This window comes from Roseovarius sp. (genome assembly GCF_018066915.1).
Lineage (GTDB): Bacteria > Pseudomonadota > Alphaproteobacteria > Rhodobacterales > Rhodobacteraceae > Roseovarius.
In genome coordinates, this window is the sequence record NZ_JAGPVV010000046.1 from 1 (window position 1) to 20,266 (window position 20,266).

At 62.5% G+C, this 20,266-nt stretch carries 24 protein-coding genes and 1 pseudogene; 11 read left to right on the plus strand and 14 right to left on the minus strand.

What is annotated here, in order from left to right; all coding sequences use genetic code 11:
• The 7 genes and pseudogenes from KBT70_RS02600 to KBT70_RS02630 all read right to left on the minus strand — a co-directional run.
• Positions 1 to 201 (minus strand): annotated as a pseudogene (locus tag KBT70_RS02600) (protocatechuate 3,4-dioxygenase subunit beta); the annotation flags it as partial.
• A complete protein-coding gene (pcaC, locus tag KBT70_RS02605) occupies positions 198 to 581 on the minus strand; it encodes a 4-carboxymuconolactone decarboxylase (protein ID WP_296628441.1) in 384 nt (127 codons plus the stop codon). The gene pcaC and the pseudogene KBT70_RS02600, both read right to left, overlap by 4 nt.
• Positions 578 to 2,464, minus strand: a complete 1,887-nt coding sequence (locus KBT70_RS02610; RefSeq protein WP_296628443.1) for a sugar phosphate isomerase/epimerase and 4-hydroxyphenylpyruvate domain-containing protein — start codon at positions 2,462 to 2,464, stop codon at positions 578 to 580. Before KBT70_RS02610 ends, pcaC begins: the two co-directional genes overlap by 4 nt.
• Positions 2,461 to 3,312 carry a shikimate dehydrogenase gene (locus KBT70_RS02615; protein ID WP_296628445.1) on the minus strand — a complete coding sequence of 284 codons (852 nt, stop codon included), beginning with the start codon at positions 3,310 to 3,312 and terminating at the stop codon, positions 2,461 to 2,463. Before KBT70_RS02615 ends, KBT70_RS02610 begins: the two co-directional genes overlap by 4 nt.
• Entirely contained in the window at positions 3,309 to 4,817 is a 1,509-nt protein-coding gene (locus tag KBT70_RS02620; RefSeq protein WP_296628447.1) for a tripartite tricarboxylate transporter permease, read from the minus strand. The genes KBT70_RS02615 and KBT70_RS02620 overlap by 4 nt, the downstream gene beginning before the upstream one ends.
• Positions 4,817 to 5,392 (minus strand): tripartite tricarboxylate transporter TctB family protein, encoded by a 576-nt coding sequence (locus KBT70_RS02625; RefSeq protein ID WP_296628449.1) that lies wholly within the window; start codon positions 5,390 to 5,392, stop codon positions 4,817 to 4,819. The genes KBT70_RS02620 and KBT70_RS02625 overlap by 1 nt, the downstream gene beginning before the upstream one ends.
• 215 nt (positions 5,393 to 5,607) lie before the next feature.
• The gene (locus KBT70_RS02630) at positions 5,608 to 6,612 is read right to left on the minus strand and encodes a tripartite tricarboxylate transporter substrate binding protein (protein ID WP_296628451.1); all 1,005 of its coding nucleotides are present in this window, start codon (positions 6,610 to 6,612) and stop codon (positions 5,608 to 5,610) included.
• Positions 6,613 to 6,769: 157 nt separating this feature from the next.
• Here KBT70_RS02630 and KBT70_RS02635 point away from each other — a divergent pair, with 157 nt between their 5' ends.
• Positions 6,770 to 7,462 (plus strand): TetR family transcriptional regulator, encoded by a 693-nt coding sequence (locus tag KBT70_RS02635; protein WP_296628453.1) that lies wholly within the window; start codon positions 6,770 to 6,772, stop codon positions 7,460 to 7,462.
• Positions 7,463 to 7,549: 87 nt separating this feature from the next.
• On the opposite strand, the gene KBT70_RS02640 is transcribed toward KBT70_RS02635, so the two are convergent.
• Positions 7,550 to 8,128, minus strand: coding sequence for a PRC-barrel domain-containing protein (locus KBT70_RS02640; RefSeq protein ID WP_296628455.1), 579 nt, complete (start codon positions 8,126 to 8,128; stop codon positions 7,550 to 7,552).
• A 228-nt stretch (positions 8,129 to 8,356) separates the two neighbouring features.
• On the opposite strand from KBT70_RS02640, the gene KBT70_RS02645 reads away from it, so the two are divergent.
• Positions 8,357 to 8,542: a PLDc N-terminal domain-containing protein gene (locus KBT70_RS02645; RefSeq protein ID WP_296628458.1), complete on the plus strand. Its 186-nt coding sequence runs from the start codon at positions 8,357 to 8,359 to the stop codon at positions 8,540 to 8,542.
• Positions 8,543 to 8,796: 254 nt separating this feature from the next.
• Complete coding sequence (locus KBT70_RS02650; RefSeq protein WP_296628460.1) at positions 8,797 to 10,374, plus strand: phospholipase D-like domain-containing protein; 1,578 nt, start codon at positions 8,797 to 8,799, stop codon at positions 10,372 to 10,374.
• Here the strand turns inward: KBT70_RS02650 and KBT70_RS02655 are convergent.
• Both KBT70_RS02655 and KBT70_RS02660 read right to left on the minus strand, forming a co-directional pair.
• A complete protein-coding gene (locus tag KBT70_RS02655; RefSeq protein ID WP_296628462.1) occupies positions 10,371 to 11,441 on the minus strand; it encodes an AI-2E family transporter in 1,071 nt (356 codons plus the stop codon). The genes KBT70_RS02650 and KBT70_RS02655 overlap by 4 nt on opposite strands.
• Before the next feature lie 51 nt (positions 11,442 to 11,492).
• Positions 11,493 to 12,224, minus strand: coding sequence for a Crp/Fnr family transcriptional regulator (locus tag KBT70_RS02660; RefSeq protein ID WP_296628465.1), 732 nt, complete (start codon positions 12,222 to 12,224; stop codon positions 11,493 to 11,495).
• A gap of 99 nt (positions 12,225 to 12,323) precedes the next feature.
• Between KBT70_RS02660 and KBT70_RS02665 the strand changes: the two genes are divergently transcribed.
• Positions 12,324 to 12,704, plus strand: a complete 381-nt coding sequence (locus tag KBT70_RS02665; RefSeq protein ID WP_296628469.1) for a hypothetical protein — start codon at positions 12,324 to 12,326, stop codon at positions 12,702 to 12,704.
• Positions 12,705 to 12,729: 25 nt separating this feature from the next.
• Here the strand turns inward: KBT70_RS02665 and KBT70_RS02670 are convergent, their stop codons facing one another.
• Both KBT70_RS02670 and KBT70_RS02675 read right to left on the minus strand, forming a co-directional pair.
• Positions 12,730 to 13,071, minus strand: coding sequence for a phage holin family protein (locus KBT70_RS02670; RefSeq protein ID WP_296628471.1), 342 nt, complete (start codon positions 13,069 to 13,071; stop codon positions 12,730 to 12,732).
• Between the two features lie 3 nt (positions 13,072 to 13,074).
• Complete coding sequence (locus KBT70_RS02675) at positions 13,075 to 13,404, minus strand: hypothetical protein (RefSeq protein WP_296628473.1); 330 nt, start codon at positions 13,402 to 13,404, stop codon at positions 13,075 to 13,077.
• Positions 13,405 to 13,575: 171 nt separating this feature from the next.
• Between KBT70_RS02675 and KBT70_RS02680 the strand changes: the two genes are divergently transcribed.
• Positions 13,576 to 13,746, plus strand: a complete 171-nt coding sequence (locus KBT70_RS02680) for a DUF1328 domain-containing protein (protein ID WP_296628475.1) — start codon at positions 13,576 to 13,578, stop codon at positions 13,744 to 13,746.
• Positions 13,747 to 13,817: 71 nt separating this feature from the next.
• On the opposite strand, the gene KBT70_RS02685 is transcribed toward KBT70_RS02680, so the two are convergent.
• Positions 13,818 to 14,636 (minus strand): response regulator, encoded by an 819-nt coding sequence (locus KBT70_RS02685; protein WP_296628477.1) that lies wholly within the window; start codon positions 14,634 to 14,636, stop codon positions 13,818 to 13,820.
• Positions 14,637 to 14,774: 138 nt separating this feature from the next.
• Here KBT70_RS02685 and KBT70_RS02690 point away from each other — a divergent pair, with 138 nt between their 5' ends.
• From KBT70_RS02690 to KBT70_RS02705, 4 genes are all read left to right on the plus strand, one after another.
• On the plus strand, positions 14,775 to 14,918 hold the full coding sequence (locus tag KBT70_RS02690) for a NepR family anti-sigma factor (protein WP_363269961.1): 144 nt from the start codon (positions 14,775 to 14,777) through the stop codon (positions 14,916 to 14,918).
• 20 nt (positions 14,919 to 14,938) lie between these two features.
• On the plus strand, positions 14,939 to 15,481 hold the full coding sequence (locus KBT70_RS02695; protein WP_296628491.1) for an RNA polymerase sigma factor: 543 nt from the start codon (positions 14,939 to 14,941) through the stop codon (positions 15,479 to 15,481).
• The gene (locus KBT70_RS02700; RefSeq protein WP_296628481.1) at positions 15,478 to 17,241 is read left to right on the plus strand and encodes a sensor histidine kinase; all 1,764 of its coding nucleotides are present in this window, start codon (positions 15,478 to 15,480) and stop codon (positions 17,239 to 17,241) included. Before KBT70_RS02695 ends, KBT70_RS02700 begins: the two co-directional genes overlap by 4 nt.
• An 84-nt stretch (positions 17,242 to 17,325) precedes the next feature.
• The gene (locus tag KBT70_RS02705) at positions 17,326 to 17,466 is read left to right on the plus strand and encodes an entericidin A/B family lipoprotein (protein ID WP_296628484.1); all 141 of its coding nucleotides are present in this window, start codon (positions 17,326 to 17,328) and stop codon (positions 17,464 to 17,466) included.
• A 134-nt stretch (positions 17,467 to 17,600) separates the two neighbouring features.
• On the opposite strand, the gene KBT70_RS02710 is transcribed toward KBT70_RS02705, so the two are convergent.
• Complete coding sequence (locus tag KBT70_RS02710; protein WP_296628485.1) at positions 17,601 to 18,197, minus strand: exopolysaccharide biosynthesis protein; 597 nt, start codon at positions 18,195 to 18,197, stop codon at positions 17,601 to 17,603.
• Positions 18,198 to 18,449: 252 nt separating this feature from the next.
• Here KBT70_RS02710 and KBT70_RS02715 point away from each other — a divergent pair, with 252 nt between their 5' ends.
• A complete protein-coding gene (locus KBT70_RS02715; protein WP_296628487.1) occupies positions 18,450 to 18,980 on the plus strand; it encodes a hypothetical protein in 531 nt (176 codons plus the stop codon).
• A gap of 457 nt (positions 18,981 to 19,437) precedes the next feature.
• Positions 19,438 to 20,238, plus strand: coding sequence for a helix-turn-helix domain-containing protein (locus KBT70_RS02720; RefSeq protein WP_296628489.1), 801 nt, complete (start codon positions 19,438 to 19,440; stop codon positions 20,236 to 20,238).
• The last annotated feature ends 28 nt before the right edge of the window (positions 20,239 to 20,266 follow it).

Below are 20,266 nucleotides of genomic sequence, written 5' to 3' on the forward strand. Positions count from 1 at the left end.
ATGGGCGTAGTTGCGGATCAGGTCATTGTCGAGCGGGGCGATGTCATTGTGCCCGAACGTGGGCCCGGTCAGTTCGCTGGCCGAGGTCTGAAGGGACAGCAGCGCGAAACGGGGCGACCTGGCGACGGAGGTTTTATAATCCGGCGTGAGGGCGGGCGGGTGCCATGTGCGGTCGCGCTGAAAGAGGTCGGTGGCGGTCATGGTCTGTCCTTTTCCATCTCTGCATAGGTGTCTTTGGCCAGTTTGATGGCGTGATTGGCGGCGGGCACCCCGGCGTAGATCGCGACATGCTGGAACGCCTCGATCACGTCGCGGGGGGTGGCGCCGGTGTTGGCGGTGGCGCGGATGTGCATCGGGATTTCCGCGAAATTGCCGGTGGCGGCGAGCAGCGCCAGCGTGAGCATCGAGCGTTCGCGCAGGGTGATGCCATCGCTGGCCCAGACCGTGCCCCAAGCGGATTCGGTGATGAGGGTCTGAAAGGCCGCGTCGAACTCGGTCTTGGCGGCCTCGGCACGGTCAACATGGGCGTTGCCCAGAACGCGGCGGCGCACGGCCATGCCGGTGCTGTATCGGTCAGTCATCGTTTCGGTATCCCCTTGTGGCGCATGAGGCGTTTTTGGGCGGCGATGCGGAAGGGGGCGTTGGGCGCGCCATAGCCCTGATAGCCGCCCGCGCGCTCTACGATTTCAAAGAACATGCCGCCTGCGTAGGGGCGCGAATAAAGCTGATAGAACGCGCCTGTTGCGTCCTCGTCGTAGAGGATATTGCCCGCCTCAAGCCGCGCCAGAAGGTCGGGGGCGAGATCGAAACGCGCGGCGAGATCGGCGTAGTAATTGGGCGACATGGGCAGAGGTTCAAAGCCGCGTGTGGTGAGGGCGCTTGCGGTGGCAAAGATATCGTCTGTGGCCAGTGCGATATGCTGGACCGACGCGCCAAAGCTGTCGGCGAGGAAATTGCCCGCCATGGTGCGGTGGGTTTCCGCGCCGTTGAGCGTGATGCGGAAGGCACCATCCGGGGTTTCCAACGCCTGAGAGCGGACGAGGCCATCGGGATCGACCACATCGACCATGGGGGATTTGCGCATGTCAAAGAGCGTGGTGTAAAACAGCGACCACGAAAGCATCTGATCATAGCTCATGGTTTGGGCCAGATGGTCGATGCGGGTGAGGCCCGCGCCGGTTTGGGCGGGCTGGTCGGGGGTGAATTCAACCGACCAGACATCGCTCAGACCGCTTTTGTCGTCGATGAAATGCAGCACGCTGCCGCTGAGGCCACGGATGGCGGGAATGTCCAGTTCGCCGGGGCCAAGCGGCTGTGAGAAGGGATGCGCGCCAAGGCCCGTGGCGCGGGTGACGGTGGCGGGGGCGTCGTTTACGCTGAGGCCCACGTCGCAGACCGTGGTGCCGTGCATCGTATAGGCGCTGCTGGCATAGCCGGTGGTCTCTCGGTTCACGACGATGCGAATATCGCCTTGGGTCCAGAGCGAGAGCTGTTTCGAGATATGGCGGCCTGCAGGGGTGAAGCCCAAGGTTTGCAGGAGGGATTCGAGCACTGTCGCCTCATCCCCGCGCGTGGCGAATTCGACGAAGGACACGCCCCTGACCTGTGCACGGGCGGGCATTGCGGGCAGGTTTAGGGCGGTGTCGGGTTCCCGTCTGCGCACATCGTCAAGGAGGGCCGTGAGCGAGCGATAGCCGTCTTCGGCTACGGTGCGGGTGCTGCCGCCGCGAAACTGGTCGTTAAAGATTTCGAGCGAAATCGGGCCTGCGTAGCCGGTGGCGACCACGGCCTGCATGAAGCCGGTCACGTCAAGATCGCCCTCGCCGGGCATGTTGCGGAAATGGCGGGACCAATAGAGCAGGTCCATGTCGATGCGGGGGGCGTCGGCGAGTTGGACAAAGAATATCTTGTCGCCGGGGATGCGGCGGATGGTGTCGGGGTCGATGCCGCGCCCGAGGGTGTGAAAGCTGTCTAGGATCAGGCCGACATGGGCGTGATCGGCGCGGCGCACAATTTCCCAGGCGTCGCGGTGATCGTTGACATGGCGGCCCCAAGCGAGCGCCTCGAAGCCCACGCGCAGGCCGCGTTTTGCCGCGCGCTCGCCGAGTTCGTGAAAATCCTCGGCGGCGCGGTCGATGCCGCCCAGTGATTGCGGATGGCAGGAGGAGCAGACCAGAATGAGATCGGTGCCCAGTTCCTGCATCAGGTCGAATTTGCGCTCTGCCCGGTCGAACGCCTTGGCGCGCAGGGGGGCGGGCAGACCTTCGAAATCTCGGAAGGGTTGGAACAGGGTGATCTCAAGCCCCATGGCGCGGATCATGTCGCCCACCTCGCGGGGGGCGCCGTCATGGGCGATGAAATCCTGCTCGAAGATTTCGATGCCGTCAAAGCCTGCGGTGGCGATGGCCTCGAGTTTCTCGGGCAGGCTGCCGGAGACGGAAACGGTGGCGATGGAGGTTTTCATGGGGCATCCCCTTCGATGGCGGCGCGCAGGGCAGGCTCGTCCAGCGGCGTGTCGGTGAAGATCGCCCAGGCATCGACGCCCTGACCAAAGAAAAGCTCGTAGCCCGAGATGATATGCAGCCCGGCGGCGGTGGCATCGTGCAGGAATGGGGTGTCGACGGGGGTATAGACCGCGTCAAAGGCCCATTTGGCCCCAGCCATGGCGGTGGGGGGCAGGGGGGTGCCACCGATGCCGACCATCCCGAGAGGCGTGCAGTTGATAAGGCCATCGGCCCCATTGGCGGCGGCGATGGGATCGGTCGAGACCTCGATTTTTGTGGCGGTGCCAAGGGCGCGGAGGCTAGAAGCCAGCGCCTCGGCCTTGGTGGCATCCAGATCGACGCAGCGGATGGCGGTGGCGTTGAGGCCGATGAGACCAAAGGCCACCGCCTTGCCCACGCCGCCCGTGCCAATGAGGCAGACGGTGCCGGGATTGGCGGTGCCCAGACCTGCGCGGTAGGCGCGCATGAAGCCGGTGTAATCGGTGTTGAAGCCCTGCGGGCCGCCCGCGTCAAAGACCACGGTATTGACCGCGCCGATGGCGCGCACCAGCGGGTCAGCGACAGTGACGCGGCGGGTCACGAGTTCCTTGTAAGGATAGGTGATGTTGAGGCCGCGATAGCCGGTTGCCTGCGCCTGATCGAACACCTCGTCAAAAGTGAGGTGCAGGTCACGCGGGATCAGGCGGTCGTAGGTGACGGTGAGGCCGGTCAATTGCCCCGCCGTGACATGCAGCCGGGGGGATTTCGAGCGGGTGATATTGTCGCCGATGAGGCCGAGTTTGACAGTGCGTATGATGGTCGCGGTCATTGGGATGCCTTTCGGAAGAGGCGGGTTTTCAGGGCGGTCCAGAGCGGTGTCTGGCTGACGAAGATCAGGATCACCGCCGCGAAGAGGGTGAAGGAGAGGGGGCTGGTGAGGATGCCTTCGAAGAAGCGGCCCAAGTCCTCGCGTTCCGAGATGATGGCGCGGCGCCAGTTGTCATCGAGCAGGCGCGACAGGATCACCCCGAGGATGACGGGGCCAAGTGGATAGCCGTAGTGGCGCATGAAGTAGCCAAAGACGCCAAAGCCCAGCATCCAGTAGACATCCGAGATCGAATTGTTGACTGCATAGGCCCCGACGATGGACAGCAAGAGAATGAGTGGGATGATGACGGCGCGCGGCATTTCCACGATCTTGGTAAAGATGCGGATGCCGGTGAGGCCAAAGATCAGCATGAAGATATTGGCCATGAAGAGCGCGCCGACGATGAACCAGAACATATCGGGTTGATCCACCATCAGCATCGGGCCGGGGTTGAGCCCATGGATGAAAAGCGCGCCGATCATGATGGCGGTGACGGCATCGCCGGGGATGCCCAGCGTCATCATCGGGATGAAGGCCCCGCCCACGGCGGCGTTGTTGGCAGTCTCAGGTGCGACGAGCCCCTCCATCGCGCCCTTGCCAAAGGGCACCTTGGGGTTTTTGGTCACGCGTTTGGCGTGGTCATAGGCCATGAGGGCCGCGATATCGCCCCCCGTGCCGGGCAATGCGCCGATGATCACGCCGATGGTCGAGGTTTGCAGCGAGAGCGGCAGGTATTTGCGGATCACGCCAAAGGAGGGCACGATCTTGGTGATCTTTTGGCGCACGGCGGTCTTGTCGACGTTCTGAAGCTGCAAGAGCGCCTCGGACACGCCGAACATGCCGATCATCACCGCGATGAAGGAAATTCCGCCCTCCATCAGTTGCAGATCGAAGGTGAGCCGTTCGGTGAAGGTGAGCGGATCACGCCCGACCGCGCCGATGGCAAGGCCCAAGGCCCCAGCAAAGATGCCCTTGACCAGAGAGCCGGACGAGAGTGAGCCGACCAGAAGGATGCCCAGAACCGCGAGCAGCATATAGTCGCGCGGTTGGAATTTCAGCGCGAAGACTGAGACATAGGGGGCGGCGAGGGCCAGCACGAGGATGCCGATCAGCCCGCCGAAAAAGGACATGACGGTGGTCACGCCAATCGCTTGCCCCGCCTCGCCGCGTTGCGCCATCGGGTAGCCATCCATTGCTGTGGCAATGGCCGAGGGCGCGCCGGGGATGTTGAGCAGGATCGCGGTGCGCGAGCCGCCATAGACGCCGCCCATGTAGATGCCGACCATGAGGGAAATCGCCGGATAGACCTCCCATGAAAACGTAAAGGAAATGAGGATCGACACGGCCATTGTGACAGAGAGGCCGGGAATGGCGCCGATATAGATGCCTGCAAAGGTGCCGATGGCGACCAGAAGCAGCAGGTCAGGTTGGGTAAAGACCGTGAGCAGGGCGAGAAGCGTCTCCATCAGGCGGCCCCCCCGGACATCAGAGCGCGGAAGAACTGGATGACTTCCGCCTCGGGCACCACGCCGGAGGGCAGGAGCACGGTAAAGATCACGCGGAACACGATCCAGATCACGGCAAGGGCAAAGAGGGCTGTAAGGATGGTTCGGGGCCAGCCCCAACCGGACAAGAGCCGGATTGCGGCGATGAGAAAGAGGGCTGCGGTGGGCAGGAATCCGAGGGGTTTCAGAGCCAGGCCGAAGATCACGAGGAAGCCTACGAAGACGAGGACCGTCACCGGCAGGATGTCGCGCCTCAGGGTTTCGGTCGTGACCTTTGGCAGGCGTGCGGTGCGCCATGCGACGACAAGGGCCGCGATGAGCATGACGGCGGTGGTGGCCATGGGCACCGAACCGGGGGCCGAGAGGGCGTCAAACCCTGAAATCGCATGGGCGTTGTAGAGCAGGATCGCGCTGGCGAGGCTGAGGAAAAGGGCAAAGCCCAGTTCGCCGGGTCTGCGTTCGGCGGGATATCCGCCTGGGGTTGCGTCGGACGTGCCGTCGTGGTGGTCCTGATCGCCTCTGAATTCGGGGTCCATCTTGGTCTCCTCCCTTGGCGCGGCGTGGCTGTGATCGTGCAGGCCATGTGCCGCCCAGCCCAAAGCCGTCGGCGGAGTGCCGATGCGCTGAAACACGACCTGTCTGATTTGGGGCAAATGCGCGGTCAAAAGTCACGCGGGTTTTGCAGATGCGCGGCGGCGCGGGGCGCGTGCCGGGGTGTGGCTGGCCCAGCGGCCAGCCACGAAGTCAGGGTTTATTGGCCGGGACGGGCGATGCCGAACTCTTCCGGCGAGGCCTTGGTCAGACCTGCTTCGTGCAGGAGCCACGCGGTGTTTTGCTGCCATGTGGTCAGGAAGTCGGCGGCGGCGTCGCCGCTGATCGACATCATGGTAAAGCCGCGACCGTCCATCAGTGCGAGGAAATCGGCATTCTCGGCCCCTGTGGCATAGGCCTCGGTCAGTTTGGCCACCACGTCATCGGGGGTGCCTTTGGGAACGAAGACGCCAAAGAACGGACCCCAGGGCAGATAAGCATTGTAGCCGTCGTTGAAGGAGGTGACGGTGGGCACGTCGGGCAGTTTGGCGCTGGCCTCGGTGTCGAAGATCGCGAGCGGCTTCATGGCACCGGCGCGGATCGATTCGATGGCGGCACCGAGCACGGCGGGCATCACGTCGATCGCGCCGCTCTGGAGTGCGGTGAGGGCGGGGCCGTCGCCGTCATAGGGGATGGCGGTCACGTCGAGCGTGCCCTCTTCGGTGTTCATCATCGCGGTGACGACCGAAGGCACACCGCCCGGACCGGTCGAGCCGATGCGGAGTTCGCCGGGATTGGCCTTGATGAAGTCCATCATGCCGGCGTAATCGTCAAACGGGGCATCGTTGCGGGCGACCAGAATGGGCGTGCCACGGGCCAGAATGTTGATCGGGGTAAATTCCGAGTAATCCTTGTCGCCCAGACCCATCACCTTGTAGAGCAGCGGGTTTTCCGCGCCCATCAGCAGCGTGTAGCCATCGGCATCCGAGCCTGCCACATGGTTGAGGGCAATCGCGCCCACGGCGCCGGTCATGTTCTGCATGACCACGGTGCCACCCAGCACGGTTTCGGCATGGGGTGTGACCGCGCGCATCACCGTGTCGGTCGAGCCACCGGCCCCCCACTGGATGATGCCCTGAATTTCCTTGGCGGGGTAGTCTTGCGCGGTGGCAACGGCGGCACTGAGGCCAAGCGCAACGAAGGCGCCAATCAGCTTACGAGACATCTCTGTCCTCCCTGGATTTCATCGCTGACGATTCGCTCCTCGCACCGTCAGTTGCTCTCTTTTATGTACCTTGGGGTTAATTTGTCAAGATAAATGGACCGCTGGGTTAAATTCATGCTATCCCTGAGGGAATCAGGGTTTGAAATGAGGCGGTTGCATGGACGCGAGCGAGGGCGACGCAGGCCATAAGCGCAAGACATCGTGGAAAAAGGACCCCGAGGCGGTGCGTCGGGACATCCTGCATATCGCCACGCAGGAGTTTGCCGCGCATGGGCTGTCGGGGGCCAATATCAACGAGATTGCGCGCCAGACCTCGACCTCGAAGCGGATGATTTATTATTACTTCGGGGACAAGGAAGGCCTCTATCAGGCGGTGCTGGAGGGGGTCTATGCGACGCTGCGCGCGCGCGAGGATGATCTCGATGTGGCCGGATTAGAGCCGGTGGCGGCGCTGCGGCGGCTGATCGAGGCCACGTTCGAGGCGCATGTGACCGCGCCGCATTTCATCCGGCTGGTGATGATCGAGAATATCCACAACGCCGAGTATCTGCGCAAATCCGAGATCGTGCCGCGTTTGAACCGCTCGATCATCGACAAGCTCGAGGATGTCTGTGCGCGCGGCAAGGCGGTGGGGCTGTTTCGCGCGGGGGTGGATGCGCTGGAACTGCATTGGCTGACCAGCTCTTTCAGTTTCTACAACGTGTCGAACCGGGCGACATTCTCGACCTCGTTCGGCACCGCGCTCTATTCCGAGGCGCGGCAGGCAGCGTTGCTGGAGCGGTTGGTCGATATGGTGCTGGCGAGCGTGGTGATCGGCTATGAGCCGCAAAGCTGGAACGCGCCTGTCTGACGGGGATGCGAGAGCAGGCTGCGGCGGATGCAAAAAGGGCCGGGCGTTGATGCCCGGCCCGACCCATGTTCGGTTCTGCGTGGGGGATTAGCCCTGCCACTCTTGCATGGCCTCGAACTCTTCGACTGTCAGGCTGGTCGTGGCCTGGAGCGTGTCGGTCGCGCCGTCCTGATCGCGGCTGATGTCGATCTCGTCAAACGAGACTGCGACCGGCTTTTCGCCCAGTCCGAGAAAGCCACCCACGTCGACGATGACCTGCTCGACCTGACCATCGTCGGTCAGGACGATTTCCGAGATTTCGCCGACATGCTCGTCAGTGGCATCGTAGATCGCCACGCCTTCAAGGTCCTCGGCGGTGAGGGCGGCGCGTTCCGTATCCGTCAGTTGCGGCATGTCGCCGGTTTCAGCGGCGCTGTCGGTGTCGACGGTGGTGTCGCTGCCGACGGTGCTGTCCGTGTCGGCGGCGCTGTCCGTGTCGGCGCTGCTGTCGCTCTCGACGGTGGCGCCTGCGCTCGTGCCGGAATTGGCTTTGGTCCCGGAGTGATCGCCCGACATATCCGAGGATTCGGTCGTGCTCGGGGTGGTCTGATCCGTGGTTTCGGACTGTGCGAAGACCGGCATTGCGGTCAGCGCGACGATGGCGGTGGTTGCGAGAATACGTTTCATTGCGTGAACTCCTAAGTCCTGCGTTGACGTGACGCTGCGGGGGTGCAGCGCCCTGTTCATACAACCACCGAGGGCGCGGAAGGTTTCATAATTGGGTCAAAAAATTACTTGAAAATCAAAGGGAACAATGGCGGCCGTCGCGCGTTTTACGGCAACGGGCCCTGTGTAAGCGGGGGTAACATCTGCCGCGTCACAGGCGGCGCGCGGTTTGAGATTGGAGTTTGAAACATGCTAGAGATCACCGGCATTGGCGGGATCATTCTGTTGATCCTCGATATCTGGGCCATCGTATCGGTTGTGGGATCAGGGGCCACCACGGGCAAGAAGGTGCTTTGGGTCGTGTTGATCCTGTTGCTGCCGCTCTTGGGCTTTATCCTGTGGCTGCTGTTTGGGCCGCGCTCTGGGCGGGTGTGAATGTGAGGCTCGTGGGCCTGGGATGCCACGACAAATTTTTGCGGAACAATTTGAGTGCTGGATCGTTATGACACTGTGGACAGCGTGACACGCTGACCCTCCGGAGCCTGACTGTCATCCCCCCGATGCAAGGCAAGCTCTGCCGCACCCGTCCCGTGTCCCTTGGGTGCTTGCCCCCGCCTGTCCCGGCGGGGGCATTTACGACCGGCATCCCCGGATATCGGCCTTGGAGGCAACCTCTGATCGGCAGGACCATGAACCAGATCACGCCAACGCAGGGTGACATATCGGCCGACGCGATCGAGGACCTCACGGTTCTGATTACGGCGGAAGAGGCCTATCCGGCGCTGGAGCGCGCCTTTTTGCAGGCGCAGACCGAGATTTCGGCTTGTTTCCGGGTGTTCGACCTGCGGACGCGGTTGCGCTCTGCCGAGGCGCGCAAGATTGGCGCGACGTGGTTTGATCTTTTCGTGCATACGCTGGATCGCGGGGTGTCGATCCGTCTTGTGGTGTCGGATTTCGATCCGATCGCGGCGGTGCACCTGCATCGGCTGGCGTGGCAAACACAGCGTCAGATCGCGGCGGTGCGGGAAATGGCGCGGCCTGACGCGCAGCTTGCGTTTACCGTGGCGCTGCATGACGCCAAGAGCGGGGTCTTGCCGCGCGTGCTGTTCTATCCGTTGGTGCGGATGAAAATCCGCGAGATGGTGGATCGCTGGTGCCATATGAGCAAGGACGAGCGCGAGCGGTTTCGCGTCGAGACGCCGCGCTTGCGCAGCCTCTGCCGGGTGGATGCGCGGGATCAGCTGTGTTTTCCGCTGCGGTTGATGGACCTGCATCCGGCGACCCACCATCAGAAGCTGGCGGTGTTCGACCGCCGCGAGGTCTATATCGGCGGGCTCGATCTGAACGAGCGGCGCTATGATACCAGACAACATCGCCAAGAGCCGAACCAGACCTGGCATGATGTGCAGGTGATGGCGACCGGGCCGGTTGCGCAGGCCGCGCAGGCGCATCTTGAGGGATTTCTGGCGGCGGTTGCGCGCAAATCCGCGCCGCCCGCGCAGGTGCCGGGATTTCTGCGCACGCTGTCGCGCCGCCGGTTGAGCGCGCCGATGCGGTTGTCGCCGCACACGCTGCTGCGCGAGATCGAGGCGGCGCATATGCGGGCCGTCGCCAAGGCGGAGCGGCTGATCTATCTGGAAACGCAGTATTTTCGGCATGTGCCGCTGGCACGGGCGCTGGCACGCAGGGCGCGCCAATGCCCGGACCTGCGCCTGATTCTGGTTCTTCCTGCCGCACCGGAGGAGGTGGCGTTTTCCAGTGATCCGGGCCTCGATGGGCGGTTTGGCGAGCATCAGCAGGCGCGCGCGCTGGCCTATCTCAAGGCGGCGTTCGGGCCTGAGCGGCTGGTGATCGCGTCGCCGGTGCAGCCGCGCGCCAGTGACAGTGCGGCGCGCGATGCGCTCGAGGGCGCGCCGATGGTCTATGTCCATTCCAAGGTTTCGATCTTTGACGAGGCAGAGGCAATCGTGTCCTCGGCCAACCTGAATGGGCGGAGCATGAGGTGGGATACCGAAGCGGGGCTGCATGTGACGCGCAGGGATCAGGTTGCCGATCTGCGGGCAAAGGTGATGGGCTGTTGGTTGCCCGAGGGGGCGGGGGCGTCGTTTCTCGACATCGAGACAGGCTTTGATGCGTGGGCGCGCATGGTCGCGAGCAACAGTGTCCTGCCGCCGCAGCACCGGGAGGGATTTCTGGTGGATTACGATTCCGATGCCGCCCGAGCGATTGCGATGCCCCTGCCGGGAATGCCCGATGAGGTGGTTTAAACTGCGGGTTCTGTTACCGGTGTCTCTGTCACCGGGGTCTCGACCGCGAAGATGTCGAGCAGGGCCAAGGCGATGACCAGCACCGGAATGGCGATGATGCCGCCAATGGGCCCCCAGAGCCAGAGCCAGAAGACCAGCGACACGAAGATGAGGAGCGGGTTGACCGAGATGTGGCGGCCAACGAAGGCGGGGGTGACAAACTGTCCCTCGAGCATGTTGAGAAACAGAAAGATCGCCGGGGGTGCCAGAACCATCAGGTCATTATAGGCGACAATGCCCGCCACGAGCAGCCCCGCCACGACCGTCATCGGCCCCACGTAGAGCACGAAATTGAGCAGGGCCGCGACAAAGGCCCAGACGAAAGGACCGGGCAGGTCGATCAGCAAGAGCGCCCCGCCCAAGGCCGCGCCAAGACCGGCGTTGATGGTGGAAATCGCCAGAAAATAGCGGGCGACCAGCCGTTCGGCATTGGTAAAGCGGCGCTGGATTTCTTCGGTGTCGTCCGAGGTGCCGATCCAGAGCGAGAGCCACGCATACATGCCTTTGCGGGTGAGCAGAAAGAAGAAGAGCGTGCCGCAGAAAACGAGCGCCTGCGCCAGAACCAGAGGGGCCATGAAGAGCGCGCTGGTGATGCTGGGCATGCCGCCGCCTTCGGATTGGTCGTCGGTGGGGCTGGGCACGGCCCCGAGCGCCTCTTCCACCTCGCGGTTGATTTCCTGAAGGCCGCGCACGAGGTTGCTGAATTCCGCGATGATCGAGCGGAGTTCGTATTGGATGCGCGGCAGTTCTTCGGCGATTTGCCAGATCACGGGTTCGGCGAGAATGGCCAGAGTGGCGATGGCCGAGACACCAAGGATCAGCACGGTCGAGGCGGCAAGACCTGTAGAAAGGCCGATCCGCTCGAAGAAATCCGTGATGGGGGCGAGCATGACACCGGTCACGATGGCCAAGGTCATCGGCGCGAAGATATCCGCGCCGGTCTTGAGTGCCGCAAAGCTGAGAATGAGCGCGATCACGATCACCGCCACGCGTTGACCCGGATCACCGTGGACGGAAAATCTATACATGAAGGCTTAACGCCGCAGCGCGGGTTTGGTTCCGGGCTGAAAAAACATTTCTCAGATCAGCGGGCGGGTCATCGGTTGCCGGTCAGTCTCGAGCTGGGCGATGCGGCAGAGTTTGTCGCGGTCATGGACGATCAACCGGCCGTTTTGCCATGTCGCCGCGCGCTCTTGGCGCAGGCGTTTGAGCATCTTGTTGACATGCACCACAGAGAGGCCGAGCGCGTCGGCGAGATCCTGTTGCCGGTAGGGCAGCGGCATTTCCGCGCCGCGCGTCAGGCCCACCGCCGCGCCCCGGTCAAAGAGCCGCACAAAGGCGCGCGCGATGCGCTCCAGCCCGCTCATATGGCCGAGGATGGCCAGGCTCTCGCCCAAGAGATGTTCTTCGACTGCGGCAAGCCATGTGAGGTCGTAGGCGCGGTCGGGATGGTCGCGAAAGAGCGCCCAGAGGCGTTTGCGGTCAAAGACGCAGAGCTTCATGTCGGTTGTGGCCTCGACCGAATGTTGCATTTCCTGCATCACCCCGGCCTGCAGTCCGATGAAATCGCCGGGCACCACAAAGTTGATCACCTGTCGCTCGCCCGAGAGGAGCGTCTTGTAGCGCAGCCCCATGCCGCTGAGGGCGGTGTAGAGTTGCGGGCTGTTGGAAGCCTCCATCATCAGCGTGGTGCCGCCCTCGACCTCGAGCTCGCCGGTCTTGAAACCTTGCATGAAGGCCACCTCTGTGGCGGTCATCGGTTCAAAGATCGGGCGGGTGCGCAGGGGGCAATTCTGGCAATCTGTGGCCATGGGAAAAAACTCCGTCGAGATGTCATAGTTTAATGCAGAAGGGCGCAATATGTTCCAGATTGAGGGATGTTTGGACCTGACCTTATGAAAGAGCCCCTGATGCCCTACGATGAGAGGACGCCGCCGGAGCCGCCGGTCTATATTGTTATGGACAGTAACCTGTTGATTGCAGAGGATCTCTGTGGATCGCTACAGGCGGCGGGGCCGTGTCGCGTGATCAACGTGCCGCACCCGGATGAGTTGATTCGCGTTCTCGAGGGGGAAGCGCGGGTTTCGGCTGCGTTCCTCGAGATGCGGTATGATCAGGTGATGGAGGCGGGGCTGGATAGCGCGCTCGGACTGCGGGGCGCGTGCATCGTGCTGACCATGGGCGAAGAGGACGAGATCAAGGTGGCCAAGCAGGGCTGGGCCATGCTTGTGCGCCCCTTTACCGAAGATATGGTGCGCGGCGTCTTGCGCCCGATGGTCAAGGAGGGGTGACGCCGCGGCCTCTGCGCGCGCCCACTCAGGAGCGGGGCGCGCGGGCGGCGCGTCCGGCCTGCAACCCCACGGCAAAGGCCTCGGCGACCTGCAAGAACGGGTCTTTGGGGGCAGGCTCTGTTGGCGCGGCTTCGGCGTCGGTTGACTGAGCGCCGAGGGCCATGAAGCAGAACCCGAGGATCAGATAGAGCGTGCCGATGACGGCATAGGCGACAAGCGCGCTCTCGTAGGTGGCGATCAGAATCCAGAGGGCCACGGTGAGAAACCCAAGGCCCGCCAGCCCAAAGACCACGCCCGCTACGGTAAAGGCCGCCGCGCGCGCGGCATTTCGCGCACGGCGGCGAACCTGAGCGACAAGACCGCGCATCGGTTATTTCCGGCCTGTCATGAACCCGAGCAGAAAGCCCAGACCGACGGCCAGACCAACCGCCGCTGCGGGCTGGTTGCGCACGGCATCTGCGGCCTGTTGCCCCAATTCTTCGGCGCGGTGCTGGGCGGCGTGCAACTGTTGCTCGCTGGCATGGGCCAGGTCCGACACTTTGCGGCGTGCGCCATCGACCGCCGCATCGCGGGTCGCGCCGCCAAGCCCGGCGAGGGTCTTGGAAATGGCAGAGATATCCTCGCGCAGCGTCGCAATCTGCTGTGAGAGGTGATCCATCTCGTCTTGCGGCGATGTGTCTGCGGATTTTGCTTGGGCCATTGGGCGTCCTTTCGTGTTGATGTCTATGCCTCAACGCGCGGGCGGGCGCGCGGTTCCAGAGAACCTGAAAGAAACTTGTTTTTCGCGGAAATCGAGGGGGGCGGGAACCAAACAGGGCCTCTGACCGTTGGTTTGGCAATCGGAACCATGTTGCAATGAAAGGAGAGTTCGATGCTGTACTGGGCACTTGTTTTCTTGGTGGTCGCGCTGATCGCCGGTGTTTTGGGGTTTGGCGGCGTTGCCTCGGCTTCGGCGGGGATCGCGCAAATTCTGTTCGTGATTTTCCTCGTGCTGTTTGTCATCGCGATGATTGCACGCGCGCTGCGTGGTCGCGCGCCCTGAGGGAAAGAGATGGCAAAAGACCCCGCGCGGGTTGCGCGGGGTCTTTTTCAGGTCAATCCTTACAGGCCAGATCAGTCCTGAAGCGTTTCGGTGCTGGCAAAGAACATCGCCTGACTGACGGCAGATTGCACCTGTTCCTCGGTATAGGGCTTGGTGATCAGAAAGGCCGGTTCGGGCCGCTCGCCCGTCAAGAGACGTTCGGGGAAGGCGGTGATGAAGACGATGGGCCGATCCCCCAGCTCTTTGAGGATGTGATTGACCGCGTCGATGCCAGAGGATTTGTCGGCCAGTTGGATGTCGGCCAGGATCATATCGGGCGGGGTGCGGCGGGCGAGTTTGATCGCCTCATCGCGGGTCCGGGCGATGCCGGTGATCTCGTGGCCCATATCCTCGACAATCGCGCGGATATCCATGGCGATGATCGCCTCATCCTCGATGATCATGATCCGACCTTGGATTGCGTTGGTCATTTCGGTGCGGGCAATGGTCAAGAGCGTACTGGCCTCATCCGCTGTGCCTCCGATGATCTTGGCAATCTCTTGCGCGCGAAAGCCCTCGATGCTGTGCAGCAAGAGCGCCTCGCGGGTGTTCGGGGTAAGGGTCGAGAGCCGCCATTGCGCGCGCGCTTCGGGCGAGGAGGCGCTGTCGGCCTCGGCGATGGGGGCACCGGAGGAAACCCAGATCTGATGAAAGGCGCGGAAGAGGGCGGTCTTGGGCGCAAGGCCGCTGTTGAAGACATCCCGATCCTCGAGCAGGGCCTCGAGCGTGGCGAGCGCATAGTGATCGCCCGTCTGCTGGTTGCCGGTCAGGGCGCGCGCATACCGCCGCAGATAGGGGAGGTGTTCGGCGATCTGAGTGCTCAGGTCCGGCTGGCGCGATGTGTCCGTCATGTGTGTCCTCAAAAATGAATCCTAACAGGGAACCAAACGCCGTCATGCGTGTTATGTTCCCGACGAGGTGCAAAAAAGTGCCGCTCTCTTCATGGCAGATGAATAGGCGAAATGGAAAAGAATCGCAGGACCAAGAAATTGACGCAAGCAATCGACGAAAATCTCCGGCGTGCCTATGGGGACACGGCCAAGGAGCCGGTGCCGGACCGCTTTATCAAGCTGCTGGAGCAATTGCGCCAGCAGGGTGACGAGGAGCGAAAACCCTCTGGTGACGATTCGTGACCGATCATCAGAGCCCGAAAATGGACCCGCGCGACGAATTGATCGGGCATTTGCCTGCGATGCGCGCCTTTGCCCTGAACCTGACGCGCAATTCTGCGACGGCGGATGATCTGGTGCAGGATGCGGTGGTCAAGGCCTGGGGGAACTTTGACAAGTTCAAGCCCGGCACCAACCTGCGCGCGTGGTTGTTCACCATTCTGCGCAACACCTATTATTCGCTCTATCGCAAGCGCCGCCGCGAGGTCGAGGACCCCGATGGCAAGATGGCCGGGCAATTGTCGGAAAAGCCGGCGCATGACGGGCATTTGGCGATGACGGATTTCCGCGCGGCCTTTGCGCAATTGACCGATGAGCAGCGCGAAGTGCTGATCCTCGTGGGGGCAGAGGGATTCTCCTATGAGGATGCCGCCGAGATGTGTGGCTGTGCGGTGGGCACGATCAAGAGCCGCACCAACCGGGCGCGCAAGCGCTTGGCGGAGTTGATGCATCTGGAGGACGAGGACGAGTTGGAAATGACCGATGCCGCGACGATGGCGGTGGTGAACGGGGCCTCTGTTGCATGAAAATGCGGCTGGCCGCGCTGCGCGGGCTCTGGACACCCAATCTTGCGTTGCAATTGGGAATCGGGCTGAGCCTTGCCATTCTGCCGCTCGGGTTCGTGTCGGTGTATCAGACCCACAAGGTTCTGGAGGAACGGCAGGCGCTGTCGGGAACCGCGCTCTTGGAGCAGACCCAGCAGGCCGTGTCCGAGAGCCGCGACATCATCCAATCGGCGCTGAGCACGGCCGAGACGCTGGCGATCACGGTTCCTGTCTTTGATCTTGCAGAGGGCACCTGCGATGCGGTGATGGCGCGGGTGGTGGAAGAGAATCCGATCTACAGCTTTGCGGGTTTTGTCGATGCCGATCTCGATCTCATTTGCGCCTCGAACGGCGGGCGGCAGGATCTGAGCAATCTCGATTCCATTCGCACGGAGTTGACGAGCAGGCAGACCGAAATCCTGATGCATCCGTTGGAATTCATCGGTGGCATCGCCACGGTCAGCGTTGCGGTGCCGGTGTTTGCGGACGGGGCGTTGCGCGGCACGGTCTGGGTTGCGGTGCCGATCGCTGCGCTGAACAAACAATTGTCCAAGGTGGCCCCCGATGTCGATCTGGTGCTGTTTCAATCCGAGGGCGAGATTGTCGCGACGGCGGAATTCTCGGATTTCCGGCGGTCAGTGCTGCCTGCGTCGCATGGGCTGCGAGACCTCGCCGAGGTCGGGCGGCAGACGTTTCGGGATGTGAATCAAGAGGGGAAGACGCGCGATTTCGCAGTGGTGCCGATTGTCAGCGACAAGGTTCTGGCCCTTGGCAGTTGGGAGCCGCGCAACAGGAGCGGGTTCTTGCCGGGTTACGAGGGCACCTTTGCGCTCTATCTGCCGCTGGCGATGTGGGTGATCACGATCATGGTGGCCTATGTCGGGGTCAATCATCTGGTCGTCCGGCATGTGCGCCGCCTGCGATCCTGGATGCGGCTCTATGCGGCGGGGCGCGGGGATCTGGATACCGCGCGGCTCGACAAGGCGCCCGAGGAGTTGGAGGTGGTGGCCGAGGCGTTTCGCGCGATGACCCGGCGGCTCTCAGAGCAGGAACGGCGGCTGGAAGAGGATCTGCACGAAAAGACGGTGCTCTTGCGCGAGGTGCATCACCGGGTGAAGAACAATCTTCAGCTCATCTCGAGCATGCTCAACATGCAGATCCGCGCGACCGGCAGTCAGGAAGCCAAGCATCTCTTGCGGCGGGTGCAGGACCGGGTGATGGCGCTGTCGGCGATCCACCGCTATCTCTATTTGGCGCGCAAGCTGTCGCTGGTGCGGGCCGACACGCTGCTTGAGGATATCATACAGCAACTGGTGATTGTCGGCACGCTGGACGATTCGGGGCGGCAGATCACGGTCACGACCGCGCTCGAGCCTGTGGAAATCAGCCCCGATCAATCGGTGCCCCTGTCGCTCTTGACCACGGAGGCGGCGATCAATGCGGTGAAATATTGCGGCATGACCCGTGGGGCCGATGCATGGATCAATATCGCGCTCAAAGCGGTGTCGGAGGACAGGTTTTGCCTGAGCGTGGTGAATTCGCGCGCGCCTGAGGGATCGCTTGAGGGAGAGGCAGGGGATGCGCCCATGGAGGGATCGGGGCTTGGATCAAAGCTGATCGAATCGTTTGTCTCGCAGTTGAATGGCACGCTGGAGATCAACACGCAGCCGGACCGCTATGAGCTTCATGTCGTCTTTCCGATGACATGGCCCGTACCGGAGGAGGAGGAGGAGGAAAGCTGAATTTGTCGAAATTTTGCGCACCCCGAGGGAACCGTGCGGGGCAAGCGGCGTTGTCTCTGCACATGACATCAAACGGAGATCGCAATGACACGTGCAAGACTTTCCCTCGTTTCCCTGCTCTTGATGGGCGTTTTGGCAGCCTGTGAGACAGTAGAAGGCGCCGGTCGGGACATCGAGGATGCAGGTCAGGCGGTAACGGGCGCGTCGCAGGATGCGCAGAGTTGACCGTTTGATCTGACGCGGTTTCGGCCTGATTTGAGGCCGGACCCTCGGTATGAGATTGGCAGGAATTGGGGCGCGCATCCGTGGGATGGGCGCCTCTTTTGCATTTGGGCGCACCTGCGCGACCGGACGCGCGATTACGTCACGACCAGGGTTGCGACACCGCTCGCCATGGCCGTGGCGAGAAGCAGCCCGATCAGGACCAAGAGACCGTCGCCGACGAACATGCCCACAGCCAGCGCCGTGATCACCACACCCAATATTGACGAGGTAAAAGGGATCAGTTCGAGAAAGGGCATCACCGCCCCGCAGATCAGGCAGAAAAGCTGTGGCAGGATCACCAGCGGCCGTGTCACCAGAAGGTGCAGCCGCTGTCGCGTGACGCGGTCGAGCCATCGCGCGGGCACGCGAAACCATCTGTAGACCTTGCGCACGCGGTCCGTGCGCAGGCGGGCCGCGCGCATCCACTCAGGCAGCCAGAGCGACGAGCGGTGGGTCATCTGCTGCAACGACACCGCCGCGATGATCAGGCCACAAAGGGTGGTAAAGCCGGGCACACCGCTGAGCGGCGAGACCAGCGCCAAGGCGGGCAGGATCAGCAGCGGGGCAAAATTGGCCCGCCCGAGCGTGTCGACGATATCGCCGACGCTGGTGTGATCCCCGTCGAGCGCGGCCCAGCCTTTTTCGACCAGATCGACCGCTGTTTCATGCTCCGGCACTTTATCCCTTGGCATTCTGGCCCCTGTGTTCCTGCTCTGGTTTTCGTCCCCCGCCGCAAGGATAACGCCTTGAAGTCATTGTTGTTCCGGGTTCGGGCCGGGGGCCAGACGGCGTTGGCCCCGCATGGAATTTAGGGATTTCAGGGAACCATACCAGAGGTGAGGGCGTTCTTAGTTCACATCACGCCGAATGGGCGTGCGTGTCACCGACCCTTCGGGTCACCGCACGACGCGGAATAGATATGAACTATTACAGGAGGCTCTAAAATGAAACTTCTTCTGAGCACTGCACTTTGCACTGGACTGACCTTGGCCGCTGTTGGCCCGGTTGTGGCGATGGAAAAAACTCTGTCTGGCGTGGACGTCACGGTCGATCTGAGCGCCTATGCGGACAACAACGTGCTGCAATACTGGCCGACGCTTGAGGCCGATCTTGCCACGGCGATTGCGTCGAAAGTGACGCTGGACGATGCCGCTGATGCGCCTCGGATCGAGGTCGAGATCAACAAGGTGGCGATTGATGGCGACACGATGCTGCCGGATACCGGCGAGTTCAACCAGCTCGAGGGCACGGTGTCGACCTATCAAGGTCTCAACGATGCCGTGTCGGTCAGCGCCGACAAGCTGGAGAATCCGGATGAACAGATCGGCAGCTATGCCTTGCAGATGAGCGCCGTGTCGGGCGATGCCCCGGCCCCCGAAGGTTGGGTCACGATCGAGCCGTCGCAGGACGATTTCTACGCGGCCCTTGTCGACGCCTATGCAACGACCGTGGTCGAGCGTCTGGACGACGAGTGATCGGGCAACGGTCTGCTCTCAAAGGACCACTGGCGCAGGTTTGCGTCCGGGTCTGAGTGCTAGAGGTTGAAACACCGGAGGGCGGCGGCACATCAGCCGCCGCTCTTGTCTGTGCGGCAAGGGTTATCGCCCTCACTTCAAGGCGTTCCATGCGCAGTCTTTTGTGACAGTGGTGAGCCGTGCAGGACTGTGCGGGGTGAGGGAAATCAAAGGCTTGCTCTGGCGAACCGGGAAACCCCACCCTTTGATTTGATTGGGCTTTTCGGGTCTCTGGCGAACCGTGCTAGGAGGCCTAGAAATCGAAAGGCCGCTGACTGGGCTGGCACCAGCGTCAACGCCCAAATCGAAAAGCTTGCCCAATGTGGATACCAGATCGCGCCCATGATCGCAATCGCGGGAGGGGCAGATGTCTGAGCATTTACCCTTCTGCAAGATCAAGCTGCAATACCTTCTGGAGATGGTCACCGACCACGAACTGGATGACAACGCCCTGCGCGTGGCGCTCTACTTGGCGCTGGCCCATGCCGACCATGAAACCGGCGAAAGCCGCCCGTCCTTTGAGACCATAGGCGAGGCCATCGGTAAGCATGCAAAGTCGGTCAAGCGGGCGTTGAACAAGGTCGAGGCGGCGGGTTACATGACCGTGGAACGCGGGACCAACAAGGGGAAATCCTCGCGCTACCGCCCGACCGAAGCGGCCATGAAACGAGCTATCGAGCGCCGCCGAGAGGGGGACAAGGTTGTCCCGCTTAGCCGCGCCAAAGGGGGACAATCCTGTCCGCAAAGCGGGACCGACCTGTCCGGGAAAGGGGGACAGGATCGCCCCCCGAACAGAGAACAAGAACTTAGAAAAGAACAGGTGGGCGCGTCCGCGCCGGATTTGCCCGATGAAGGGCAATCCGGCGGAACCCGCCAAGACCTGGTGTTTGTCCCAAGGGGCATCTGTTTTGTCCGGGACTGGGATGCACGGTTGGCCCGTGAAGGCATGACCACGCTGGAACGCAGCCTGCCCCTGTCACCGCACGAGCATCACCTGGGCTTCTGGCTTCCGGCCCGGACACCGGCCCCGGTGGACAGCGCGGAGTGGCAGGCGCAGTTGCGTCTTCTGCGGGATGTCATCCGTCAAGCGCAAGATGGCGCATGCGCCGCGTCGTCCGCACCCGGCATCACGTCCTTTGCACCACGCCAGATGCATCGCGCTTCACGTCTTCCGCAGGATGTTGCCCCGACCGTGGAGGAGAACCGCCATGCGGTCTGAGGAAACAGCAAGGCGACCCATGTCATAC